This window comes from Pseudomonas sp. MPB23 (assembly GCF_046605395.1).
GTDB lineage: Bacteria > Pseudomonadota > Gammaproteobacteria > Pseudomonadales > Pseudomonadaceae > Aquipseudomonas.
The window spans coordinates 1,750,259-1,769,253 of record NZ_CP176771.1; the positions used below are offsets into that span (position 1 = coordinate 1,750,259).

The window sequence follows — 18,995 nt, forward strand, 5'->3', positions numbered from 1 at the left end:
TAAAACACAAGTGGGAGGGGGCTTGCTCCCTCCCACATTAGGTCCGCGTCAATTCACCGCCAGAATCGGACTACCCAGCCTTTCCAGCAACGTCGCCTGCGCACTGCGCGGGTTCTGGTTGCCGGTCGGGGTGTTACGCACATAGCGGCCGTCCGACTGCAGGCTCCAGCTGTGGGTATTGTCGGTGAGGTAGCTTTCCAGTTCCTTCTTGACCCGCATGATCAGCTTCTTGCCTTCCACCGGGAAGCAGGTCTCGACACGCTTGTCGAGGTTGCGCTCCATCCAGTCGGCACTGGAGAGGAACATCTGCTCTTCGCCGCCGTTGAGGAAGTAGAACACCCGCGTGTGCTCCAGGAAGCGGCCGATGATCGAACGCACATGGATGTTATGCGACACGCCGGCGATGCCCGGACGCAGGCAGCACATGCCGCGCACCACCAGGTCGATACGCACGCCTGACTGGCTGGCCTTGTACAGCGCGCGGATGATCTTCGGATCGGTCAGCGAGTTGAACTTGGCAATGATGTGCGCCGGTTTGCCGTCGAGGGCGAACTGGGTCTCGCGGGCAATCATGTCGAGCATGCCCTTCTTGAGGGTGAACGGCGCGTGCAGCAGCTTCTTCATGCGCAGGGTCTTGCCCATGCCGATCAGTTGGCTGAACAACTTGCCGACGTCTTCACACAAGGCGTCGTCGGACGTCAGCAGGCTGTAGTCGGTGTAGAGCTTGGCGTTACCGGCGTGATAGTTGCCGGTGCCCAAGTGGGCATAGCGCACGATTTCGCCGGCTTCGCGGCGTAGGATCAGCATCATCTTGGCGTGGGTCTTGAAGCCGACCACGCCGTAGATCACCACCGCACCGGCGGCTTGCAGGCGGCTGGCCAGTTGCAGGTTGGACTCTTCATCGAAGCGCGCACGCAGTTCGATCACCGCGGTGACTTCCTTGCCGTTACGCGCAGCGTCCACCAGGGCGTCGACGATTTCCGAGTTGGCGCCGCTGCGGTACAGGGTCTGACGCACGGCGAGCACATGCGGGTCCTTGGCGGCCTGGCGCAGCAGGTCGACCACCGGGGTGAAGGACTCGAACGGGTGCAGCAACAGGATGTCCTGCTTGCTGATCACGCTGAAAATGTTCTCGCTGTTTTGCAGCAGTTTCGGGATCTGCGGCGTGAACGGCGTGTATTGCAATTCCGGATGGCTGTCCAGGCTGGTGATGCTGAACAGGCGCGTCAGGTTCACCGGGCCGTTGACCTGGTACAGCTCGCTCTCGCCGAGGTTGAACTGCTTGAGCAGGTAGTCCGACAGGTGTTTCGGGCAGGTATCAGCCACTTCCAGGCGTACCGCATCGCCATAGCGCCGCGAGAACAGCTCGCCGCGCAGGGCGCGGGCCAAGTCTTCGACGTCTTCGGAGTCCAGCGCCAGGTCGGCGTTACGGGTCAGGCGGAACTGGTAGCAGCCCTTGACCTTCATGCCTTGGAACAGGTCATCGGCGTGGGCGTGAATCATCGACGACAGGAATACATAGTTGTCGCCAGCACCCCCTACTTCTTCCGGTACCTTGATGATCCGTGGCAACAGACGCGGTGCCGGGATGATCGCCAGACCCGAATCGCGACCAAAGGCGTCGATACCTTCCAGCTCGACGATGAAGTTCAGGCTCTTGTTCACCAGCAACGGGAACGGGTGCGTCGGGTCGAGGCCGATAGGGGTGATGATCGGTGCGATTTCATCGCGGAAGTAGCGACGCACCCAGGTCTTGATCTTGGTGGTCCAGTGACGGCGACGGATGAAGCGGACCTGATGTTTTTCCAGTTCCGGCAGCAGGATGTCATTGAGGATCGCGTACTGGCGGTCCACGTGGCCGTGCACCAGTTCGCTGATGCGCGCCAGGGCCTGGTGCGGCTGCAGGCCGTCGGCGCCGGCTTGCTCACGGGCGAAGGTGATCTGCTTCTTGAGGCCGGCGACGCGGATTTCGAAGAACTCGTCCAGGTTGCTGGAGAAGATCAGCAGGAACTTCAGCCGCTCCAGCAATGGGTAAGACTCATCCAGCGCCTGTTCCAGCACGCGGATATTGAATTGCAGCTGCGACAGTTCGCGGTGGATGTACAGGCTGCTGTCATCCAGGTTGGTCACCACGGCGGGCGCCGGCGCCGGGGCGGGCGCTTCGGCGACCACCACCGGCGGCACCGGCTCCAGCTCCGGCGGGGTCTCAGCGACGGCTTCAACCACCGGGTGAGCGTCTTTTACGGCAACTTCAGAGAGTCCTTCGGTATTCATCGACTGTTCCTGTGAGGGCTATTGTTGCTCTCTAAGCAATTGGGCGGCGCGGGCGGCGAAATAGGTCAGGATGCCATCAGCCCCGGCACGTTTAAAGGCCGTCAGGGATTCAAGGATCACCCCTTCACTCAACCAGCCATTCTGTATTGCAGCCATGTGCATGGCGTACTCGCCACTGACCTGATACACAAAGGTCGGCACTTTGAATTCCTCTTTGACGCGGTAAAGGATGTCCAGGTAAGGCATCCCCGGCTTGACCATCACCATATCGGCGCCTTCGGCCAGATCGGCCGCTACTTCGTGCAGGGCCTCGTGGCTGTTGGCCGGGTCCATCTGGTACGAAGCCTTGTTGGCCTTGCCCAGGTTCAGGGCCGAGCCCACCGCATCGCGGAACGGGCCGTAATAGGCACTGGCGTATTTGGCCGAGTAGGCCATGATCCGCACGTTGACATGACCGGCCAGCTCCAGGGCTTCGCGAATCGCCTGGATACGCCCGTCCATCATGTCAGACGGCGCGACCACCTGGGCACCGGCTGCCGCGTGGGACAAGGCCTGCTTGACCAGCGCGTCGACGGTTATGTCGTTCTGAACATAGCCGTCTTCGTCGAGAATGCCATCCTGCCCGTGGGTGGTGAACGGGTCCAACGCCACGTCGGTGATCACCCCAAGCTCCGGGAAACGCTCGCGCAGGGCCCGGGTGGCGCGCTGGGCGATCCCTTCCGGGTTCCAGGCTTGCGCAGCGTCAAGGGACTTGAGTTCGGACGGCGTGACCGGAAACAGCGCCAACGCCGGAATCCCCAGTTCGACCCAGTTCGCCGCCTCTTCAAGCAGCAGGTCTATGCTCAAACGCTCTACACCGGGCATCGACGCCACCGCTTCCCGACGATTTTCACCCTCCAGTACAAACACCGGCAGGATCAGGTCGTTCACCGTCAGCACGTTTTCACGCACCAAGCGACGAGAAAAATCATCACGGCGATTGCGACGCAGGCGAGTGGCAGGGAACAGGCGATTGGCAGGGGTAAAACTCACGACAGACTCCTGAGCCCGGGTTTACGGGCGAGCGTTGCAGTTATAAGCGGCCATTATGACGAAGGTATGACAGTTGTGCTTAAGCATGCGACCTGTAGTCGCATTCGTCGTCATATGTAGGAATTGTTCACTTCGTGACACATCTCGATACTTTCATCCATGTTCACGAAGGCGTAGGCTGCGCGTTCATTTCGCCAGCACCCAGACCATGCTTCAACAATTTCTGCATGACTTCGGTTACTTTGCCCTCTTCCTAGGCACGTTCTTTGAAGGCGAGACCATCTTGGTTCTCGCAGGCTTCCTGGCGTTCCGTGGGTATATGGATATCAACCTGGTGGTGGTGGTTGCCTTCTTCGGCAGCTACGCCGGCGACCAGCTCTGGTATTACATGGGGCGCAAGCACGGCCGCAAACTGTTGGCGCGCAAGCCGCGCTGGCAATTGATGGGCGACAAGGCCCTGGAACATATCCGCAAGCATCCGGATGTCTGGGTGCTGAGTTTCCGCTTTGTCTACGGCTTGCGTACGGTGATGCCCGTGGCAATCGGCCTTTCCGGCTACCCGCCGGTGCGCTACCTGATCCTCAACGGTATCGGCGCCGCGGTCTGGGCTGCAGCCCTGGGCGCTGCGGCCTATCACTTTGGCGCGGTGCTGGAAGGTATGCTCGGCAGCGTCAAGAAATACGAGCTGTGGGTACTGGGCGCCTTGTTGGTGCTGGGCTTTGGCCTGTGGTTGCGCCGACGCTTCAAGAACGCGCGCATCGCCCGCCAGGCCTGTGCCGATGCCAAGGCCCGGCTGACCGCCGAGCCCGCTCCAGTCGAGCCCCCTAAGACGCCAGTCGAGTGAGCCGGCTTCTGCAGCAGTACAGGCCGATCCCGCTGAGCAAGCTGTAACTCACCAGGCCCAGCCAGCCCAAACCGCTGGCCGGCCACAGCCCGACCAGCGGCGCCAACCCCACCAATGGCACATTCAGCGCCAGGCGCACCAGCTCGGCTTTGAGCGCCCACGGGCGATTCTCCAGGGCCACCCCCAACGTGAACAACCCCAGCGCCATCGCACTCCAGCCCAGGATCAGCGCCGCCGTGGGCAATCCCTCGCCGACATTCATCAAATAGCTGCCAAAGCCCACATACACCGCAAACTGCACAGCGACGTACACCTGCTGGCGCGCGTCCAGCGGCACCTCGAATTTGCGGAACTGGCTCAGGTCCGGCTTGGCCAGCGGGTATTTGGCCTTCACGTCGGCCGGGCGCCAGCCGGTGCGCATGAACCAGATGCGCAGCTTGTCCCAGCCACTCTCCGTGCGCCGCGCATCGTTCCACAACTGCGCATAAAACTGCAGGTTGGCCCACAGCGGGTTCCAACTGGCCAGGGGCGTGGTCACGCCGAAGATCACCGGTTCGTTATCGTCTTCTTCCTGGAAACTGCCGAACAGTCGGTCCCAAATAATGAACACCCCGCCGTAGTTGCGATCCATGTAGAGAGCGTTCTGTGCATGGTGGGCCCGATGATTGGACGGCGTAACGAAGAACCACTCGAACCAGCCGAGCTTGGGCACGTGGCGGGTGTGCACCCAGAATTGGTACAGCAGGTTGAGCGACGCCACGCTGATGAACACCACCAACGGCACGCCGAGTACGGCCAGGGGCAGGTAGAAGATCCAGCTCAGCAGGAAGCCGGTGCTGGTCTGGCGCAGGGCCGTGGTGAGGTTGTAGTCCTCGCTCTGGTGATGCACCGAATGCGCGGCCCACAGGATGTTGCGCTCATGGCCGCAGCGATGCAGCCAGTAGTAGCAGAAGTCGTAGAAGACAAAGGCGAACACCCAGGTCCAGACGCTCTGGGCCGGCAGCTCGATCAGTGCCAGGTGCTGGAGGGCAAATGCATAGGTCAGCAGCCCCACGCCCTTGGTCAGCAGGCCCGTGGTGGTGGACAGCACCCCGGTGCTGAGGCTGTTGATGGCATCCGCCACTCGGTAGTTACGCTGGCCGCGCCAACGGTCGGCGAGCAGCTCCACCACGATCAAGGCAATGAAAAACGGTACCGCATAAGGCACGAAGTCCATGGGCTGGTCCGGCTTGTTTTTGTTTGATCAAGATTAGGTGCAGTGGCACGAGATCCCATTGGCAACAGGTTACAAATTAGTAGACATTTAACGCCAAGAACCCAGGAGAAATGCCCATGAGCAAAAAGATTGCAGTGATCCTTTCCGGCTGTGGCGTGTACGACGGCGCAGAGATCCATGAAAGCGTGATCACCTTGCTGCGCCTGGACCAGCGCGGCGCTCAGGTCCAATGTTTTGCCCCGGACATCCCACAGTTGCATGTAATCAACCACCTCACCGGCCTCGAAATGCCCGAATCGCGCAATGTGCTGGTGGAATCGGCGCGCATCGCCCGGGGTGAAGTGAAAGACATTAACGACGCCAACGTCGAAGATTTCGACGCGCTGATCGTGCCCGGCGGGTTTGGGGCGGCGAAGAATCTGTCGAACTTTGCCATTGAAGGCGCCGCTTGCAGTGTCAACCCGCAACTGCTGGCGCTGGCCGAAGCCTTTGCCGAAGCGGGCAAACCGGTGGGATTGATCTGCATCTCGCCGGCCCTGGCCGCGAAAATCTATGGCCCGGGCGTGACCTGCACCATCGGCAACGATGCCGACACCGCCGCCGCCCTCGAAAAAATGGGCGCCACCCACCACGAATGCACGGTGGAGGAAATCGTCGAGGACAAGGCGCGCAAACTGGTGAGCACACCGGCCTACATGTTGGGCAAGAACATCAGCGAGGTGGCGTCAGGCATCAACAAACTGGTGGATCGTGTGCTGGAACTGACCCACGAGAACGACTGAGCCCCGCTCACCACCAGGCTTACCGCATCAACCGAGTGAGGATGCGGTCAAGCGCATTGGCAAACGCCTGCTTGTCCTTTTCCCCGTGGGGCGGTGGACCGCCGCCCATCTGGCCCTGCTCGCGCAGGTCGGTGAACAGGTTGCGCACCGCCAGCCGCTCACTCATGTTCGCCGGGCTGAACTCCTTGCCGCGCGGGTCCAGGGCTGTGACGCCCTTCTTCACCAGTCGGTCGGCCAGGGGTACATCGCTGCAGATCACCAGTTCACCGGGCACCGCGTGTTCCACCAGGTAATCATCGGCCGCATCCGGGCCGCTGGGCACCACGATCAGCTTCACACAAGAGAAGCTCGGCTTGATCTGGCTCTGCCCGGCCACCAGCACCACCTCGAACTGGCGCTTGAGGGCGAACTTCACCACCTGGTCCTTGGCCGCCCGCGGGCAGGCGTCGGCGTCGATCCATACCCGCATGCCTATGTCGCCACGCGGTGCTTATCGGCCAGGCGACTGCGGCTGTACAGCACCACAATCGCCAGGATCGCCACCACCTGCGCGCCCAGCGAGTAAGCGTCGGCGTGGATGCCCAGCCAGTCGAAGTCGAAGAACGCCACCGGCCGCGTACCGAAGATGCCCGCTTCCTGCAGTGCCTTCACACCATGCCCGGCGAACACCACCGACAACGCACACAGCAGCGCCGCGTTGATACCGAAGAACAACGCCAGCGGCAGCTTCGCCGAACCGCGCAGGATCACCCAGGCCAGGCCCGTCAACAGCACCAGCGCCGTGGCGCCACCGGCCAGCACGGCGTTGTGCCCGGCAGGACCGGCTTGCAACCACAAGGTTTCGTAGAACAGGATCACTTCGAACAGCTCGCGGTACACCGAGAAGAACGCCAGAATCGCAAAGCCGAAGCGCCCGCCGCCGCCCACCAGGCTGCTCTTGATGTAATCCTGCCAGGCGGCTGCGTGGCGTCGGTCATGCATCCACACGCCAAGCCACAGCACCATCACGCTGGCGAACAGTGCCGTGCAGCCTTCGAGCAGTTCGCGCTGCGCACCACTGACGTCGATCACATACGCTGCCAGCGCCCAGGTGGCCAAGCCGGCCAACAGCGCCAGGCCCCAGCCCATGTGGACGCTGCGCACCGCCGATTGCTGGCCGGTGTTGCGCAGGAAAGCGAGGACCGCAGCCAGTACCAGAATCGCTTCCAGGCCTTCACGCAGCAGAATCAACAAGCCGGAGATGTAGCTCAGCGACCAGCTCAGACCGTCGCCGCCCAGCAAACCGGCGGATTCGGTGAGTTTGCCCTTGGCTGCGTCCAGGCGTTGCTGCACCTGCTCGATCGGCAACCCGTCCTGCAACGCCTGCCGGTAGGCCATCAGGGCCTTCTCGGTGTCCTTGCGCACGTTGGCGTTGACGTTGTCCAGGGAGCTTTCCACCAGCTCGAAGCCTTCCAGGTAAGCAGCCACCGACAGGTCGTAGGCCTGTTCACGATCGCCGTTGCGGAACGCGGCAAGGCTCTTGTCCAGGGTGGCGGCGGTGTAGTCGAGCAATTGCGCCGGGCCCCGTTTGACCTGCGGCGGTTGCGCACGCTGGGCGCGGAAGGTCGCGGCGACGCCGGGGCCACTGGCGGCGAGCACTTCATTGGGGGTCTGGCGGGCCAGGTCGGCGAGGTTGAAGGGCTGCTCGCTCTTGGCAGCGGCCGGATCGGCGGTGAAGCCGGCGATGTAGGTAGCCAGGTCCCAGCGCTGACGGTCATCCAGTTGATCGGCAAAGGACACCATATCGGTGCCTTCAACGCCCTGGCCCAGGGTGTTGTAGATCGCATAGAGGCTCAGGCGGTCCAGGCGTGCAGCGTCCGTCAGGTTCGCCGGTAGCGGCGTCATGCCGACGCTGGCGGGGCCATCACCGGCCCCCGTCGTGCCGTGGCAGACCGAGCAGTGCTGGGCGTAGAGCGGCGCGCCGCGCGTCGGGTCGGGGGTAATCGCCGGGGCCTGGCTGACTTCATACGCGACTGCCAACTTGGCGCCCAACTGCCGAGCCTGACGGGCTACGGTCGCACCGTCCTGACGAGCGGTCACTGCCGCCTTCAATTCATCGACCCCTTTGACCAGCTCGGCGCGCTCGGGCTTGGCAGGCAAATCCGCCACCAGCCCCTGCAAGACCCCGAGAAATTCCACCTGCTCACGGTATTCCGACTCATCAATGACCTTGCCTGCCGACACGGTCGGCGGGTAGTCCGCGCCGATGTAGTCCAGTAAATGCAAGGCTTTCGGGGCGCCCTCGGCACTCGCGGCCAACAGGTTGAAGCTGCACGACATCAACGCCGGCACTACCAGCCAGGCGAGCAAACGGAGGGGCGCAATCATGAATGAATCTCAAAGGGAAATACGAAGTAACACATTGTTTAACTTTAAAGGGTTTGACTCAAGGTGTTCGTGATCTCGCCTGTGTAAAGACGTCGCAGCCAAACGCCGGTAGTGGCATTTCGTCGCTCGCGTAACAGCACAAAGCCATTGTTTTGCCAGTAATGGCGCTTATAATGCGCCGCCCTGTTAGTGCGAAAGGGAATTTCGTTCTTCATTTTTATGATGAATGACCATATCGGATGAATACGTTCAGGGAAGAAGTAGCATGGCATTTCGCGCCTTACCCCCACTCGCGCTCGCGGCAGTCACCTTGCTGTCCGGCTGTTCGATGTTCCGCAGCTACGACACCGAGCTGCAAGCCACCAACCAGCAACTGGCCACCGGCAATGTCGACGGCGCCCTGACGCTGCTGGAAAAGAACAACACCGGCGAAGACAAAGACCTGCTCTATTTCTTTGAAAAGGGCGAATTGCTGCGGGCCAAGGGCGATCTGACCGGCAGCCAGACCGCCTGGCGCAGCGCCGATCTGCAGGTCTACAAATGGGAAGAGTCGGTCAAGTTCGACAGCGAAAAGTACCTCTCTCAGTTCGGCAGTTTCCTGGTCAATGACAAAGTGCGTCGCTACGAAGGCTACGACTACGAAAAAGTCATGCTGACCACGCAAATGGCCTTGAACCTGCTGGCCCTGAATGACTTCGACGGCGCACGCACCGAAATCAAGAAAACCCACGAACGCGAAGCGGTGATCGCCGACCTGCGGGACAAGGAATACCTCAAGCGCGAGGATGAAGCCCAGCGCGAGGGTGTGACCACCCAGATGAAAGACCTGCGCGGCTACCCGGTGGAAGCCCTGGACGCGCCGGAAGTGGTCGGCCTGAAAAACAGCTACCAGAGTGCGTTCAGCCATTACCTGGCCGGTTTCGTCTACGAAGCCCTGGGCGAAAAAGACCTGGCCGCCCCCGGCTACCGCAAGGCTGCCGAGTTGCGTCCCAACACGCCGCTGCTGGAGCAGGCCCTGCTGGACCTGGACAAATCCAAAGTCGGCGCCGATGAAACGGACGTCCTGATCGTGGTCCAGAGCGGCCTGGCGCCGGCCCGCGACTCGATTCGCCTGCCGCTGCCCATCCCGATCAATGGCAACCTGGTGATCACGCCGCTGTCGTTCCCGGTGATCAAGGCCGACACGTCGACCGCACCGTTCGCCCAGATCGGTGTCGACGGCCAGCAGCAGAACCTCACGCCGCTCAACAGCACCACGGCCATGTCCCGCCGCGCCCTGCGCGATGACATGCCCGGCATCATCCTGCGCACCACCGTGCGGGCGGTCAGCCGGGGCGTGGCGCAAAACAACCTGAACAAGACCAACCCCATGGCGGGCCTGGTACTGGGTATCGCCTCGGCAGTCGCCGAAGGCGCCGACACCCGCACCTGGCGCACCTTGCCGGACATGACCCAAGTGACCCGCCTGCGCCTCAAGCATGGCGAACACCAGGTCAGCCTGCCCAGCGCCCTGGGCGGCACGCTGGTGACGATCAAGGCCGATCAGCGCTACCAAGTCATCACGCTGCGCGTGGTCGGCACCCAAGTGTTCGCCGGCGGCCTTGCGGCCCATGTCGTGCCGAGCACTCAACCCCAGGCTATCGCCACTCTCAAATAACCTTAAGGAGCGCGCTATGCGTCATTTCATCCTCGGTGCCTTGGCGCTGGTCCTGCTCGCCGGTTGCGCCACCCCGCCGCCGCCGGCACCCGGCAGCGCCGCCAGCAAAATCGTGGTGATGGGCAAATTCAAGGGCATCGCCGTCGGCGCCATTCGCGTCGCGCGCGAGAACGGCTTTCTCACCGCCAAGGTGCAACTGAGCAACATCACCAGTAGCAACCAGATGATGTATTACCGCTTTGCCTGGCTGGGCGCCGACGGCTTCCCGGTGGGCGACGAAGAGACCTGGAAAGTGCTGAACCTGTACGCCAACCAGGCGACCTTCCTGCCGGCCATCGCCAATCTGCCCCAAGCGGCGGACTTCCGTCTTGAAGTGAAAACCCCTTGAGCCGTTCACCCCTTTTGCTGCTGAGAGATGTCCCCATGTTTGCACGCTTCTCGATCCTCGCCGTCGTCGCCGTCCTGGCCAGCGGCTGCGCCAACACCTCCCCGGTACTGGGCGGTAAAAACATCGGCTACGGCGACACCAAGGCCGTGGAACTGGTGACCAACGAGTTCGGTTCCACCGACCTGCAGATGATCGCCGAAAGCATGACCCGCTCCCTGGCCCAGTCCGGCATCCTCCAGGGCCGCCCGGTGGTGCAGGTGTATGACGTGAAGAACAAGACCAGCGAGTACATCGACACCCGCGAGATCACCACGTCGATCAAGACCCAACTGATGAAGACCGGCACCGCGCGCTTCGCCAGCGACAACACCGACATGCAGAGCCAGGTCGACCAGCTCAAGCTGCAGAACCAGAGCGGCCTGTACAAGAAGTCCACCGTGAGCAAGACCGGCAACATGGTCGCCGCCAAGTACCGTCTGGAAGGCTCCATCAGCTCCATCGTCAAACGCAGCTCGGACTACAAGGACGTGTTCTACAAGTTCAGCCTGCAGTTGATCGACGTTGAGAGCGGCCTGGCCGAATGGATGGACGAAAAAGAAATCCGCAAAACCACGGAGCGTTAAGCAATGCGTGCATGGATCGGCATCATCGGCCTGCTGTGCGCCTTCGGCGCCTCGGCCGCCCCGAAAATCGCGGTGACCGACCTGGCCTATGAGGCCCGGGTCGAGGAGTACATCCACCAGGTTTCGGCCAGCAACAACTTCCAGGCCAGCGCCTACCACGCCAGCGGCGCGTCGAACTACAGCGAGTACGAAAGCCGTACCAGCTATATCGAACAGACCGAACTGCGTAAATTCAGCGGCGACATCAAGGGCGAGATCCTCAAGTCCCACCAGTTCCAACTGGTGCAGGGCACGCCCTACACCGCCGATGCCAAGGGTGACGTGTATGACGTGATCAAGCGCATCAAGGCCGGTCATTTCAAGGGTGCGGACTACGTGCTGTTCGGCACGCTGTCGGACATCGACTTCACCCAGGACATCAACGCCCTGGACCACACCAACAGCTACTCGGCGGTGCTGGGCCTGACGCTGGTGGCGGATTTCAGCCTGATCAACACGCGCACCTACGAAATCACCTCGGCGTTCACCGCCATGGGCGAAGGCCAGGACACCAAACTGGTGAACAGCCGCGACGTGCGCGTGAGCCTGAACCGGCCGCGGGTAGTGAAGGAAGTGTCGAAGGCACTGGGCGAAGATGTGGCGCGGCAGTTGGCGGAACAATTGGGCGGTGGGTATCAAGACCCCGGCCAACCGCCGCTGCGCAACCACCTGCCACGGGATGAAGCGCCGAAGATTCTGCGCTGAACCGCGACTTCACAACAATGTGGGAGGGGGCGAGCAAGCCCCCACACTTGACTGTATTCACAGATAGAAATGTGTAAACCCAATCACCTGTGGAGGGGGCTTGCTCCCGATGGCGGTGGTTCAGTGAGCGATGTGCTGACTGATCCTCCACTGTCGGGAGCAAGCCCCCTCCATATTGATCCGGTTTCGTCAATCAGGCCGTTGCGCGATGCAGGCTGGCCAGGAAACCTGCCGCCCCCACGAACAGCCCGGCAAACGTGCGGTTCATGCGCTTCTGCTGTTTAGGCGTGCGCAACAGGCGCAACACTTTCGACGCCAACCCCGTGTAGCCCGCCATCACGATCATGTCGACGCTGATCATGGTCGCGCCGAGGATCAGGTACTGGATCAGCAGCGGCGCCTGCGGGTTCACGAACTGCGGCAGCACCGCGAGCATGAACACCAGGGCCTTGGGGTTGCTGGCGTTGACCAGAAAGCCACGGAACACCATTGCCATCGGCTTGCCGACCGGGCGCACGGCCGCGTCATCGGTCATGTCCATGGGCAAGGCACGCCATTGCTTGACGGCCAGGTACACCAGGTACGCCACGCCGAACCATTTGATCGCATAGAACGCGGTAGAAGACGCCGCCAGAATCGCCCCCAGACCACCGGCCACCACGGCAATCTGCATCGCCAGGCCGATTTGCAGGCCGATGGCGTTCCAGTAACCGCGCAGGAAACCGTATTGCAGGCCGCTGGACATCGAGGCGATGGCGCCGGCGCCGGGCGAAAGAGAAATGATCCAACTGGCCAGGAAAAAGGCCAGCCACGTATCGAGTGCCATGACACACCTCAGGAGAGCGTTTGCTGATGGGCCTTAAGCTAACTCCGCCGAGCAAACGCTGGCTATAGATTTTTACAGGATGTAAACGCTAGCGGTCGCCCGGAAACACATGGGTACCCGGCCAACGCCGCACCGAGCGCTGGAAGAACAGGCTGTTAGGCACCTGCACCATGGCGCTGCCGGTGCCTGCGTCTTCCACCTCGATCAACGTGGTGTAGAGCAGATTGATCGCCACCACGCGCCCCTTCACCCCTGGTTTGTCGACGGTGTCGACCAGCTCAACGATGTCACCGAGGCGAAACGGGCCGACCGTGAAAATCAGGATGGCGCACAGCAGGTTGGACAGCACCGACCACATGGCGAAAAACGCCACCGCCGCCACCGCGACAAACCCTGACAGTGCCGTCCACAACACCGTGGCGGATACCCCCAGGCGGCCCAGCACGAAGATCAGCGCACTGCCCATGATCAGCCACCGCAGGCCACCGCGCAGCGGCATCAGCAGTTGCGGCGGCAGCGGGTAGCGTTCCCCCAGGCGAGTCAGGCCTTTGGCGACAAACCGCTGGGCGAGGTAACCGGCCAGCAGGATCAGCAGGATTTGCACGCCGATCCACACGGGCTCGACCCATTGGGGCGGCAGATGCAGCGCTTCCATCAGGACAGCGCCTCCAGCTCCGCTTGCAGGCTTTCGAGCAGTTCGAGGGCTTCCATCCAGCTCTCCTCCAATTGCCCTTCACGCACCTTGAGCTTGGCCTGTTCGGCCAGCAGGTCGCGCAGTTCGTCCTTGCGTGCCGGTTCGTACACGGCGCTGTCGCCCAGGCTGGCTTCGATCTTGGCCAGGCGCTCATGCACCTTGCCCAGTTCGGCTTCCAGCTTGTCGGCTTCGCGCTTGTGCGGCGCCAGTTGTTGGCGCAGCGCGGCGGCGGCCTGGCGCTGGGCCTTCTTGTCGGTTTTGTCCGGGTTGACCGGGGTGTTGCTGGTCGGCGCGTTGCGCAGGCGGTAATCCGTCAGCCAGCGCGCGTAGTCGTCGAGGTCGCCGTCGAACTCTTCTACTTTGCCATCAGCCACCAGCAGGAAGTTGTCGGTGGTGCTCTTGAGCAAGTGGCGATCGTGAGACACCACCAGTACCGCACCGCTGAATTCCTGCAGGGCCATGGTCAGCGCCAGGCGCATTTCCAGGTCGAGGTGGTTGGTCGGTTCGTCGAGCAGCAACAGGTTCGGCCGGTCCCAGGCGATCAAGGCCAGGGCCAGGCGGGCTTTTTCGCCACCGGAGAAATTCAGCACCGGCTCATCGATGCGCGCGCCACGGAAGTCGAAACCGCCGAGGAAGTCGCGCAGGGTCTGCTCGCGTTCGGTCGGCGCCAGGCGCTGCAAGTGCAGCAACGGGCTGGCCTTGGCGTCGAGGGAGTCCAACTGATGCTGGGCGAAGTAGCCCACCACCAGGTTCTCGCCTCGGGTCAGGCGGCCGGCCAACGGCTGCAATTCGCCCGACAGGTTCTTGATCAGCGTCGACTTGCCCGCGCCGTTAGGCCCGAGCAAACCGATGCGTGCGCCCGGCGTGAGCTGCAGCTTGACCTTCTCCAGGATGACTTTGTCGCCGTAACCCAGGCGCGCATCCGAGAGATCGAGCAAGGGGCTGGAGATTTTCACCGATTCGCGGAACACAAAGTCGAACGGCGAATCGACATGGGCCGCCGACAGCTCTTCCATGCGCTCCAGCGCCTTGATCCGGCTCTGGGCCTGACGGGCCTTGGTGGCCTGGGCCTTGAACCGGGCGATGTAGCTTTCCATGTGCGCGCGCTGCGCCTGCTGCTTCTCGTAGGCCTGCTGCTGCTGGGCCAGGCGTTCGGCACGGGCGCGTTCGAACGCGGAGTAGCCGCCGCGGTAGAGGGTGATTTTCTGCTGTTCGACGTGGGCGATGTTGTCGACCACCGCGTCGAGGAAATCCCGGTCGTGGGAAATCAGCAGCAAGGTGCCCTGGTAGTTCTTGAGGAAGTCTTCCAGCCACAGGATCGCATCGAGGTCCAAGTGGTTGGTCGGTTCGTCGAGCAGCAGCAGGTCCGAGGGGCACATCAGCGCCTGGGCCAGGTTCAGGCGCATGCGCCAACCGCCGGAGAAGTCGGCGACCGGGCGATCCATCTGTTCGTTGGTAAAGCCCAGGCCGGCGAGCATCTTGCGCGCACGGGCGTCGGCGGTGTAGCCGTCGGCGCTGTCGAGTTCAGCGTGCAGGCGGGCCTGGGCGGCACCGTCCTGGGCTTTCTCGGCCTCGGCCAGGTCGTGTTGCACCTGGCGCAGACGCAGGTCGCCATCGAGCACGTAGTCGATCGCGATGCGGTCCAGGGTGTCGATCTCCTGGCGCATATGGGCGATGCGCCAGTCGGCCGGCAGCAGGCAGTCCCCGGAATCCGGGGTCAGCTCACCGAGCAACAGGGCGAACAACGTGGATTTGCCGGCGCCGTTGGCACCGATCAGGCCGGCTTTGTGACCGGCGTGCAGGGTCAGCTCGGCGTCTTCGAGAAGACGTTGCGGGCCACGCTGTAATGTTAGGCTTTGAAGTCGGATCATAATGGCGGCGGAGTCTACCAGCTTCGTTGGCCGCTGGCTTGGGTGTGAATATGTGTGCTGACCTGTGGAGCTTTGCCCTCTCGACTTACGCCCGCCCCGGCGTCGAAGCCGCTTGCCTGCGCTTGCAGGCGCAAGGCGCGGATGTGTGCCTGTTGCTTTGCGGTGCGTGGCTGGAACAGCGCGGCGTTGCGTTTGAACCCGGGCGCGCACAGGCCCTGCAACAGCTTGCTCGGTCGTGGCAGGCGCAGGTGGTCGAGCCGTTGCGACAGATGCGCGTGCAATGGCGCGCCATGGCGCAGCAGGATGAGCAATTGGCGGTGTTGCGGGAGCGGGTCAAAGCCCTGGAGCTGGATGCCGAAAGAACGCAACTGATGCGTCTGGAAGCGTTGGCGCAAACATGGCCGATCGCAGAGGCGGTGGGTTACCCGCGATGGCTGGAAGGGCTGGCGGCTGAGAATGCCACCAACCTTGACCATGACGCGCTGCAGCAGCTGCGCGCCATGGCCACCGGCACTTAGGAAGCGCTGGTTGGGGTGGTGCTTGGCACTACCGGCGCAGGAGTGCTGCTGGCCGGCGCGGTGGGTGCCGAAGTAGCAACAGGTGCTGCTGGAGTGGCTGGTTTTGCAACAGCAGCTTTAGCGACTGGCTTGGCGGCTGGCTTTGCAGCAGCAGCTTTAGCGACTGGCTTGGCGGCTGGTTTTGCAGCAGCAGCTTTAGCAACTGGCTTGGCGGCTGGTTTTGCAGCAGCAGCTTTAGCGACTGGCTTGGCGGCTGGTTTCGCAGCAGCAGCTTTAGCGACTGGCTTGGCGGCTGGTTTCGCAGCAGCAGCTTTGGCAACTGGCTTGGCGGCTGGTTTTGCAGCAGCGGTTTTAGCAACTGGTTTGGCGGCTGGTTTGGCGGCTGGTTTTGCAGCAGCGGTTTTAGCAGTTGGCTTCGCGGCCGGTTTTGCAGCAGCAGCTTTAGCAACTGGCTTGGCGGCTGGTTTTGCAGCAGCGGTTTTAGCAACTGGCTTGGCGGCTGGTTTTGCAGCAGCGGTTTTAGCAGTTGGCTTCGCGGCCGGTTTTGCAGCAGCCGTTTTGGCAACTGGCTTGGCAGGGGCACGAGCGCCCAGCACTTTAGCCACGGCTTCCTTCACACGACCAACGCCCTGGGCCAGTTTCAGGCTTTCCTGGGCATCTTTCTTGAGTTGGGAAATATAGGCGCGGGTTTCAGCCTGACGATCCTTGAGAGCGTCCAGCAGATCCTCAAGTTCTTTAACGGCGTCCTTAGCTTTGGCTTGTGCCTTGGCCTTGCCGGCAGTGGCGGCGTCTTGCAGTTTGGTGCGGGATTTGTGCAGTTTTTCTTGTGCTTTACCGCGTTGTTTTTCCAGCTTGGCGAGCAGTTTTTCTGCATCGGCCAACGCTTGAGAACAGGCGCTTTCCAGATGTTCGAGCAAGCTGCCCGAAAGTTGTTGGAGTAGATGCAACGGGGTATTAACAGGCTTCTGTTTGGCCGACATGGGTTACCTCCTGGCTGACGTGGGTGCGGCTCATACTAGCCCTCTGCTCTTACCGCCGCTAGGGCATGTTGACAGTATCGTTTGCCTTGCGTTGCACCGTACGAAAATTCTTATCGATATAACGAAAATACGCGGCACTTTTTACCTCCTCGCACTGGCATAATCCGTCGCACTTTCGGCGGGAGGACACCCATGTCGCGTTACCTTTTTCTTGTGCTTGGCCTGGCGATTTCGGTGGCCCATGCGAACGAACAATCGCCGCCCAAAACCACTGCGCAGACTCAGCACGATCTCGCCTACAGCCTGGGCGCCAGCCTGGGTGAGCGACTGCGTCAGGAGGTTCCCGACCTGCAGATCCAGGCCCTGATCGATGGCCTCAAACAAGCCTATCAGGGCCAACCGCTGGCGTTGGATAACGCACGCATCGAACAGATTCTTGCCCAGCACGAAGCGCAGAACGAAGCTGACACGCAGGCCCCCCAAAGCGAAAAAGCGCTGGCTGCCGAACAACAATTTCTGACCCAGGAAAAAGCCGCAAAAGGCGTGCGCGAGTTGGCGGATGGCATCCTGCTCACGGAGCTCACGGCAGGCACGGGCAATAAGCCGATGGCCAGCGACCAGGTTCAAGTGAACTACGTGGGACGGCTGCCCGACGGCACGGTGTTCGATCAGAGCACGCAGCCCCAATGGTTCCGCCTGGACAGTGTGATCAGCGGCTGGAGCAGTGCGCTGCAACAAATGCCGGTGGGTGCGAAATGGCGCCTGGTGATTCCATCGGCCCAGGCCTATGGCGCCGATGGTGCCGGCGAGTTGATCCCGCCTTATACGCCACTGGTGTTCGAGATCGAATTGCTCGGCACTCGCCGCTGACCCAATAAAAAACGGTGCGTCATGCGCACCGTTTTTTATCTCATCACCAAAGGTCAGGCCTGGGCGACAGCCACATCCCGGTGAGCATTGTGCAGCACTTCGATCAGGCAATCCTCCAACTCGAAACGCTCATGGAGCAAGCCACCCAGCTCTTTGAATTTTTCGGCAACGCACTTGCCGGCATCACACAGGTCATTGAACGCCAGCAGCTTCTCGGTGATCACATCGATGCGTGGATAGAGGGTGTCGGCCAACTCAAGACCACGCTGATCGTCGAAGGCTTCCGCTTCCTTGGTCAACTGCTCGTAGACGCCGAAATGACCGGCAGACACGTAGTCCACCAAGACACCGCAAAACGCCTGCAGCGGCTTGCGATTCTTCGCTAATGCTTCGGGCTTCTCGCCGAGAGCATCAAACGCCCGAACCAGTTCGTGACGTGCCTTCAGCCAGCTGTCGATCAGCTTGTGCACCCCACCCCAGCGTTCCTGAGCATTCTGACAACTTTCCAGCATGATGATCTCTCTTCCCTATAGGGGGCGCTGCCGCCCGTGCCCGCGCAACACTTCAAGGATAAAAGCGGCAGCCGGACAAGGCCGCATCAGACAAACGGTTTCAGTAACGCGTGCGGGCCAGATTATGCCCGCATGACTATGGCTTCAAGGTACGCAGGAGAGAATGTTCATACAAGTGTTTAATCCCGTCCTACAAACTGCAGCTGGCGTTCAGTGCCTTGCCGGGCGCATACGCTGGCTCAAGAACAGCCGTGAAAATTGCATGATGCCCAGCATCAACATCCCCAGGAAGAACAACAGGCTCCACTCGGGAAGGCTCAAGTCAAACAGCGTCCAGGTGATCTCCATGCAATCGACGGTGCCTTGGACGGTCAATTGCAATGCCTGCCAGAGCGACAGGTTTTCGATCATATGGTGCAGGCTCGGCCAGCAATCGCCAGCCAGCTCCGGTGCGGCATTTTGTAGCAACACCTGGCGCACGGCGGTGATGGCGCCGAGCAACGCGCACCCCATGCTGGCGAACCCGTACAGGTAGATGGCAGAACGCTTGGGGCTATGGATGGCGGCAAGCAGATTGATCAATGTGAAGGCAGCCAGGAAGCCCCGTTGCATCTGACAGAGGAAGCAGGGCCGCAACGACGCACCGAACTCAAGGTAAAAGGACGCGCCCAACGTCAGCGCACCCGCCAGGAACGCAAGGAAAAACAAGGAACGTGAAGGGGCCAAAGACATGCTTTATCCGCACCGCGAAATATAGGTCGATACGGTAGAGGAAAGGCCTGACCCCTTTCAATACA

19 protein-coding genes are annotated in these 18,995 nt (G+C 61.6%); 8 read left to right on the forward strand and 11 right to left on the reverse strand.

Annotation, left to right across the window (positions count from 1 at the left end; genetic code table 11):
- Positions 1-48: 48 nt before the first annotated feature.
- Positions 49-2,274 (reverse strand): polyphosphate kinase 1, encoded by a 2,226-nt coding sequence (gene ppk1, locus ACLH0J_RS08150; protein WP_411391573.1) that lies wholly within the window; start codon positions 2,272-2,274, stop codon positions 49-51.
- Positions 2,275-2,292: 18 nt separating this feature from the next.
- Positions 2,293-3,306 (reverse strand): porphobilinogen synthase, encoded by a 1,014-nt coding sequence (gene hemB / locus ACLH0J_RS08155; protein ID WP_411391574.1) that lies wholly within the window; start codon positions 3,304-3,306, stop codon positions 2,293-2,295.
- 208 nt (positions 3,307-3,514) lie between these two features.
- Here hemB and ACLH0J_RS08160 point away from each other — a divergent pair, with 208 nt between their 5' ends.
- Positions 3,515-4,150: a DedA family protein gene (locus ACLH0J_RS08160; RefSeq protein ID WP_411391575.1), complete on the forward strand. Its 636-nt coding sequence runs from the start codon at positions 3,515-3,517 to the stop codon at positions 4,148-4,150.
- On the opposite strand, the gene ACLH0J_RS08165 is transcribed toward ACLH0J_RS08160, so the two are convergent.
- A complete protein-coding gene (locus tag ACLH0J_RS08165; RefSeq protein ID WP_411391576.1) occupies positions 4,131-5,366 on the reverse strand; it encodes a sterol desaturase family protein in 1,236 nt (411 codons plus the stop codon). The two genes, ACLH0J_RS08160 and ACLH0J_RS08165, sit on opposite strands and share 20 nt — an antisense overlap.
- 116 nt (positions 5,367-5,482) lie before the next feature.
- Here ACLH0J_RS08165 and elbB point away from each other — a divergent pair, with 116 nt between their 5' ends.
- Entirely contained in the window at positions 5,483-6,148 is a 666-nt protein-coding gene (gene elbB / locus ACLH0J_RS08170) for an isoprenoid biosynthesis glyoxalase ElbB (RefSeq protein ID WP_411391577.1), read from the forward strand.
- Between the two features lie 19 nt (positions 6,149-6,167).
- Here elbB and ACLH0J_RS08175 read toward each other — a convergent pair whose 3' ends face one another.
- Together ACLH0J_RS08175 and ACLH0J_RS08180 are read right to left on the reverse strand one after the other, a co-directional pair.
- The gene (locus tag ACLH0J_RS08175; protein WP_078834066.1) at positions 6,168-6,617 is read right to left on the reverse strand and encodes a YaiI/YqxD family protein; all 450 of its coding nucleotides are present in this window, start codon (positions 6,615-6,617) and stop codon (positions 6,168-6,170) included.
- A 2-nt stretch (positions 6,618-6,619) separates the two neighbouring features.
- A complete protein-coding gene (locus tag ACLH0J_RS08180) occupies positions 6,620-8,515 on the reverse strand; it encodes an FTR1 family protein (RefSeq protein ID WP_411391578.1) in 1,896 nt (631 codons plus the stop codon).
- A 265-nt stretch (positions 8,516-8,780) separates the two neighbouring features.
- Between ACLH0J_RS08180 and ACLH0J_RS08185 the strand changes: the two genes are divergently transcribed.
- From ACLH0J_RS08185 to ACLH0J_RS08200, 4 genes are read left to right on the forward strand one after another with little or no spacing between them, the layout of a single operon-like run.
- Entirely contained in the window at positions 8,781-10,172 is a 1,392-nt protein-coding gene (locus ACLH0J_RS08185) for a COG3014 family protein (protein WP_411391579.1), read from the forward strand.
- A gap of 16 nt (positions 10,173-10,188) precedes the next feature.
- Positions 10,189-10,560 (forward strand): YcfL family protein, encoded by a 372-nt coding sequence (locus ACLH0J_RS08190; RefSeq protein WP_024078040.1) that lies wholly within the window; start codon positions 10,189-10,191, stop codon positions 10,558-10,560.
- Positions 10,561-10,595: 35 nt separating this feature from the next.
- A complete protein-coding gene (lpoB, locus tag ACLH0J_RS08195; protein ID WP_321145393.1) occupies positions 10,596-11,183 on the forward strand; it encodes a penicillin-binding protein activator LpoB in 588 nt (195 codons plus the stop codon).
- A 3-nt stretch (positions 11,184-11,186) separates the two neighbouring features.
- The gene (locus ACLH0J_RS08200) at positions 11,187-11,927 is read left to right on the forward strand and encodes a penicillin-binding protein activator LpoB (RefSeq protein ID WP_411391580.1); all 741 of its coding nucleotides are present in this window, start codon (positions 11,187-11,189) and stop codon (positions 11,925-11,927) included.
- Between the two features lie 193 nt (positions 11,928-12,120).
- On the opposite strand, the gene ACLH0J_RS08205 is transcribed toward ACLH0J_RS08200, so the two are convergent.
- The 3 genes from ACLH0J_RS08205 to ACLH0J_RS08215 all read right to left on the reverse strand — a co-directional run bounded on the left by ACLH0J_RS08205 (position 12,121) and on the right by ACLH0J_RS08215 (position 15,318).
- The gene (locus ACLH0J_RS08205; protein ID WP_411391581.1) at positions 12,121-12,753 is read right to left on the reverse strand and encodes a LysE family transporter; all 633 of its coding nucleotides are present in this window, start codon (positions 12,751-12,753) and stop codon (positions 12,121-12,123) included.
- Between the two features lie 88 nt (positions 12,754-12,841).
- Positions 12,842-13,408 carry a mechanosensitive ion channel family protein gene (locus tag ACLH0J_RS08210; RefSeq protein ID WP_010564527.1) on the reverse strand — a complete coding sequence of 189 codons (567 nt, stop codon included), beginning with the start codon at positions 13,406-13,408 and terminating at the stop codon, positions 12,842-12,844.
- Positions 13,408-15,318: an ATP-binding cassette domain-containing protein gene (locus ACLH0J_RS08215; RefSeq protein ID WP_411391582.1), complete on the reverse strand. Its 1,911-nt coding sequence runs from the start codon at positions 15,316-15,318 to the stop codon at positions 13,408-13,410. Before ACLH0J_RS08215 ends, ACLH0J_RS08210 begins: the two co-directional genes overlap by 1 nt.
- A 50-nt stretch (positions 15,319-15,368) precedes the next feature.
- On the opposite strand from ACLH0J_RS08215, the gene ACLH0J_RS08220 reads away from it, so the two are divergent.
- Complete coding sequence (locus tag ACLH0J_RS08220; RefSeq protein WP_411391583.1) at positions 15,369-15,836, forward strand: TIGR02444 family protein; 468 nt, start codon at positions 15,369-15,371, stop codon at positions 15,834-15,836.
- On the opposite strand, the gene ACLH0J_RS08225 is transcribed toward ACLH0J_RS08220, so the two are convergent.
- Complete coding sequence (locus ACLH0J_RS08225) at positions 15,833-16,816, reverse strand: AlgP family protein (protein ID WP_411391584.1); 984 nt, start codon at positions 16,814-16,816, stop codon at positions 15,833-15,835. The two genes, ACLH0J_RS08220 and ACLH0J_RS08225, sit on opposite strands and share 4 nt — an antisense overlap.
- A 192-nt stretch (positions 16,817-17,008) precedes the next feature.
- On the opposite strand from ACLH0J_RS08225, the gene ACLH0J_RS08230 reads away from it, so the two are divergent.
- A complete protein-coding gene (locus ACLH0J_RS08230; RefSeq protein WP_411391585.1) occupies positions 17,009-17,686 on the forward strand; it encodes an FKBP-type peptidyl-prolyl cis-trans isomerase in 678 nt (225 codons plus the stop codon).
- Between the two features lie 53 nt (positions 17,687-17,739).
- Here the strand turns inward: ACLH0J_RS08230 and rsd are convergent, their stop codons facing one another.
- Positions 17,740-18,198 carry a sigma D regulator gene (rsd, locus tag ACLH0J_RS08235; protein WP_411391586.1) on the reverse strand — a complete coding sequence of 153 codons (459 nt, stop codon included), beginning with the start codon at positions 18,196-18,198 and terminating at the stop codon, positions 17,740-17,742.
- A gap of 210 nt (positions 18,199-18,408) precedes the next feature.
- Positions 18,409-18,930, reverse strand: coding sequence for a disulfide bond formation protein B (locus ACLH0J_RS08240; RefSeq protein WP_411391587.1), 522 nt, complete (start codon positions 18,928-18,930; stop codon positions 18,409-18,411).
- Positions 18,931-18,995 lie beyond the last annotated feature (65 nt).

Bases quoted from the DNA above. Each gene is read 5' to 3' on its own strand.
- ppk1 (WP_411391573.1), bottom strand. From the start codon at position 2,274: ATGAATACCGAAGGACTCTCTGAAGTTGCCGTAAAAGACGCTCACCCG.
- ACLH0J_RS08175 (WP_078834066.1), bottom strand. From the start codon at position 6,617: ATGCGGGTATGGATCGACGCCGACGCCTGCCCGCGGGCGGCCAAGGAC.
- ACLH0J_RS08200 (WP_411391580.1), top strand. From the start codon at position 11,187: ATGCGTGCATGGATCGGCATCATCGGCCTGCTGTGCGCCTTCGGCGCC.
- ACLH0J_RS08240 (WP_411391587.1), bottom strand. From the start codon at position 18,930: ATGTCTTTGGCCCCTTCACGTTCCTTGTTTTTCCTTGCGTTCCTGGCG.
- ACLH0J_RS08185 (WP_411391579.1), top strand. From the start codon at position 8,781: ATGGCATTTCGCGCCTTACCCCCACTCGCGCTCGCGGCAGTCACCTTG.
- ACLH0J_RS08230 (WP_411391585.1), top strand. From the start codon at position 17,009: ATGTCGCGTTACCTTTTTCTTGTGCTTGGCCTGGCGATTTCGGTGGCC.
- ACLH0J_RS08220 (WP_411391583.1), top strand. From the start codon at position 15,369: ATGTGTGCTGACCTGTGGAGCTTTGCCCTCTCGACTTACGCCCGCCCC.
- lpoB (WP_321145393.1), top strand. From the start codon at position 10,596: ATGTTTGCACGCTTCTCGATCCTCGCCGTCGTCGCCGTCCTGGCCAGC.
- ACLH0J_RS08205 (WP_411391581.1), bottom strand. From the start codon at position 12,753: ATGGCACTCGATACGTGGCTGGCCTTTTTCCTGGCCAGTTGGATCATT.
- ACLH0J_RS08215 (WP_411391582.1), bottom strand. From the start codon at position 15,318: ATGATCCGACTTCAAAGCCTAACATTACAGCGTGGCCCGCAACGTCTT.
- ACLH0J_RS08190 (WP_024078040.1), top strand. From the start codon at position 10,189: ATGCGTCATTTCATCCTCGGTGCCTTGGCGCTGGTCCTGCTCGCCGGT.
- rsd (WP_411391586.1), bottom strand. From the start codon at position 18,198: ATGCTGGAAAGTTGTCAGAATGCTCAGGAACGCTGGGGTGGGGTGCAC.
- ACLH0J_RS08180 (WP_411391578.1), bottom strand. From the start codon at position 8,515: ATGATTGCGCCCCTCCGTTTGCTCGCCTGGCTGGTAGTGCCGGCGTTG.
- elbB (WP_411391577.1), top strand. From the start codon at position 5,483: ATGAGCAAAAAGATTGCAGTGATCCTTTCCGGCTGTGGCGTGTACGAC.
- ACLH0J_RS08225 (WP_411391584.1), bottom strand. From the start codon at position 16,816: ATGTCGGCCAAACAGAAGCCTGTTAATACCCCGTTGCATCTACTCCAA.
- ACLH0J_RS08165 (WP_411391576.1), bottom strand. From the start codon at position 5,366: ATGGACTTCGTGCCTTATGCGGTACCGTTTTTCATTGCCTTGATCGTG.
- ACLH0J_RS08210 (WP_010564527.1), bottom strand. From the start codon at position 13,408: ATGGAAGCGCTGCATCTGCCGCCCCAATGGGTCGAGCCCGTGTGGATC.
- ACLH0J_RS08160 (WP_411391575.1), top strand. From the start codon at position 3,515: ATGCTTCAACAATTTCTGCATGACTTCGGTTACTTTGCCCTCTTCCTA.